The organism is Streptomyces sp. NPDC057474, assembly GCF_042802555.1.
GTDB lineage: Bacteria > Actinomycetota > Actinomycetes > Streptomycetales > Streptomycetaceae > Streptomyces.
Map to the genome: position 1 here is coordinate 1 of NZ_JBHVDX010000473.1, position 2132 is coordinate 2132.

Consider the following 2132-nt stretch of genomic DNA (forward strand, 5'->3'; position numbering starts at 1 on the left):
GTACTCGCCTACATCGTCGTACTCGCCTAGATCCGCACCTCGACGGTGCGCGCCAGCCGGTCGTGCAGGCCCCGGCCGTCGCGGTCCCAGACCAGAGGCGGAATGGCCAGGAAGAACAGGAGCGTTCTCACCACGGCACGCAGCGGGTTGACGCGACCGCTGTCCGCGGCGACGACCCGCAGACCGAGAAGGCGCTTACCCGGGGTGAACCCGAGCGTGCCCAACGTGAGGATGTACAGCGCGAAGAGGAGCAGCGGCGCCCAGACCTGCGCTGCTTCGTTATAGCTGTCGGTGATCAGGCCGTATGCGATCAAGAGGCAGAGGCCCCAGTCGACGGCGAGGGCGCCGAGGCGGCGGCCGGGGCGCGCGATGGAGCCGGGCCCCTCCTCCGGCAGACCGAGCTGCTCTCCCCTGTATCCGAAGTCGACTCCGGCGTCTTCCGCTGCCGCGCGGGGGCCGGAGAGCCACGATCCGATTGCTTGCCTCTTGTCCACCCGACCACGGTACTGCGACCGTTTTGCCATACGGACAGGTGGGGTGCGGGGCGGGATGTCCGGTTAACTTGTGCGAAACAAATGGGTCACGTACGAGAAATCACCCGTCCCTAGTGTCGACGACAGCGTGTGCCACCGCACTGGCAGCACGAACGAACTACCACCCCGGCAGGAGACGTCGGGAGTAGGAGGAGCTGGATGTTCCAGAACGCCGACGAGGCCAAGAAGTACATCGCGGACGAGGACGTCAAGTTCGTCGACGTCCGCTTCTGCGACCTGCCGGGTGTGATGCAGCACTTCACGATCCCGGCCGAGGCCTTCGACCCGGCAGAGGAGCTCGCGTTCGACGGCTCCTCGATCCGCGGCTTCCAGGCCATCCACGAATCCGACATGGCGCTCCGCGCCGACCTGTCCACCGCGCGCGTCGACTCGTTCCGCCGCGACAAGACGGTCAACATCAACTTCTTCATCCACGACCCGATCACGGGCGAGCAGTACTCCCGTGACCCGCGGAACGTGGCGAAGAAGGCCGAGGCGTACCTCGCGTCCACCGGTATCGCCGACACCGCGTACTTCGGCCCCGAGGCCGAGTTCTACGTCTTCGACAGCGTGCGCTTCAAGACCTCGGAGAACGAGTCCTTCTACCACATCGACTCCGAGGCGGGCGCCTGGAACACCGGTGCGCTGGAGGACAACCGCGGTTACAAGGTCCGCTACAAGGGCGGTTACTTCCCGACCCCGCCGGTCGACCACTTCGCCGACCTGCGTGCCGAGATCTCCCTGGAGCTGGCCAAGTCCGGCCTCCAGGTCGAGCGCCAGCACCACGAGGTGGGCACCGCCGGCCAGGCCGAGATCAACTACAAGTTCAACACGCTGCTCGCCGCGGCCGACGACCTCCAGCTCTTCAAGTACATCGTGAAGAACGTGGCCTGGCGCAACGGCAAGACCGCGACCTTCATGCCGAAGCCGATCTTCGGTGACAACGGCTCGGGCATGCACGTCCACCAGTCGCTGTGGACGGGCGGCACCCCGCTCTTCTACGACGAGGCCGGTTACGCGGGCCTGTCGGACACAGCCCGCTACTACATCGGCGGCATCCTCAAGCACGCCCCGTCGCTGCTCGCCTTCACCAACCCGACGGTGAACTCGTACCACCGCCTGGTTCCCGGCTTCGAGGCCCCGGTCAACCTGGTCTACTCGCAGCGCAACCGCTCCGCCGCCATGCGTATCCCGATCACGGGTTCGAACCCGAAGGCCAAGCGCGTCGAGTTCCGCGCGCCCGACTCCTCCGGCAACCCGTACCTCGCCTTCTCGGCCCTCCTCCTCGCGGGCCTCGACGGCATCAAGAACAAGATCGAGCCGGCCGAGCCGATCGACAAGGACCTCTACGAGCTCGCCCCCGAGGAGCACGCGGGCGTCCCGCAGGTCCCGACCTCCCTCCCGGCCGTCCTCGACTCCCTCGAGCGCGACCACGAGTTCCTCCTCCAGGGCGACGTCTTCACGCCGGACCTGATCGAGACGTGGATCGACTACAAGCGCGCCAACGAGATCGCCCCGCTGCAGCTGCGCCCGCACCCGCACGAGTTCGAGCTCTACTTCGACCTCTAGGGGTCACGAGCTCATCAGCAGCCGGAGGAC

General features: G+C 66.7%; 2 protein-coding genes. One reads left to right on the forward strand and one right to left on the reverse strand.

Going from position 1 to position 2132, the window contains the following annotated elements; genetic code table 11:
- Positions 1-26: 26 nt before the first annotated feature.
- Positions 27-494 (reverse strand): RDD family protein, encoded by a 468-nt coding sequence (locus ACFU53_RS47795; RefSeq protein WP_384006894.1) that lies wholly within the window; start codon positions 492-494, stop codon positions 27-29.
- Between the two features lie 198 nt (positions 495-692).
- Here ACFU53_RS47795 and glnA point away from each other — a divergent pair, with 198 nt between their 5' ends.
- On the forward strand, positions 693-2102 hold the full coding sequence (gene glnA / locus ACFU53_RS47800) for a type I glutamate--ammonia ligase (RefSeq protein ID WP_384006897.1): 1410 nt from the start codon (positions 693-695) through the stop codon (positions 2100-2102).
- Positions 2103-2132 lie beyond the last annotated feature (30 nt).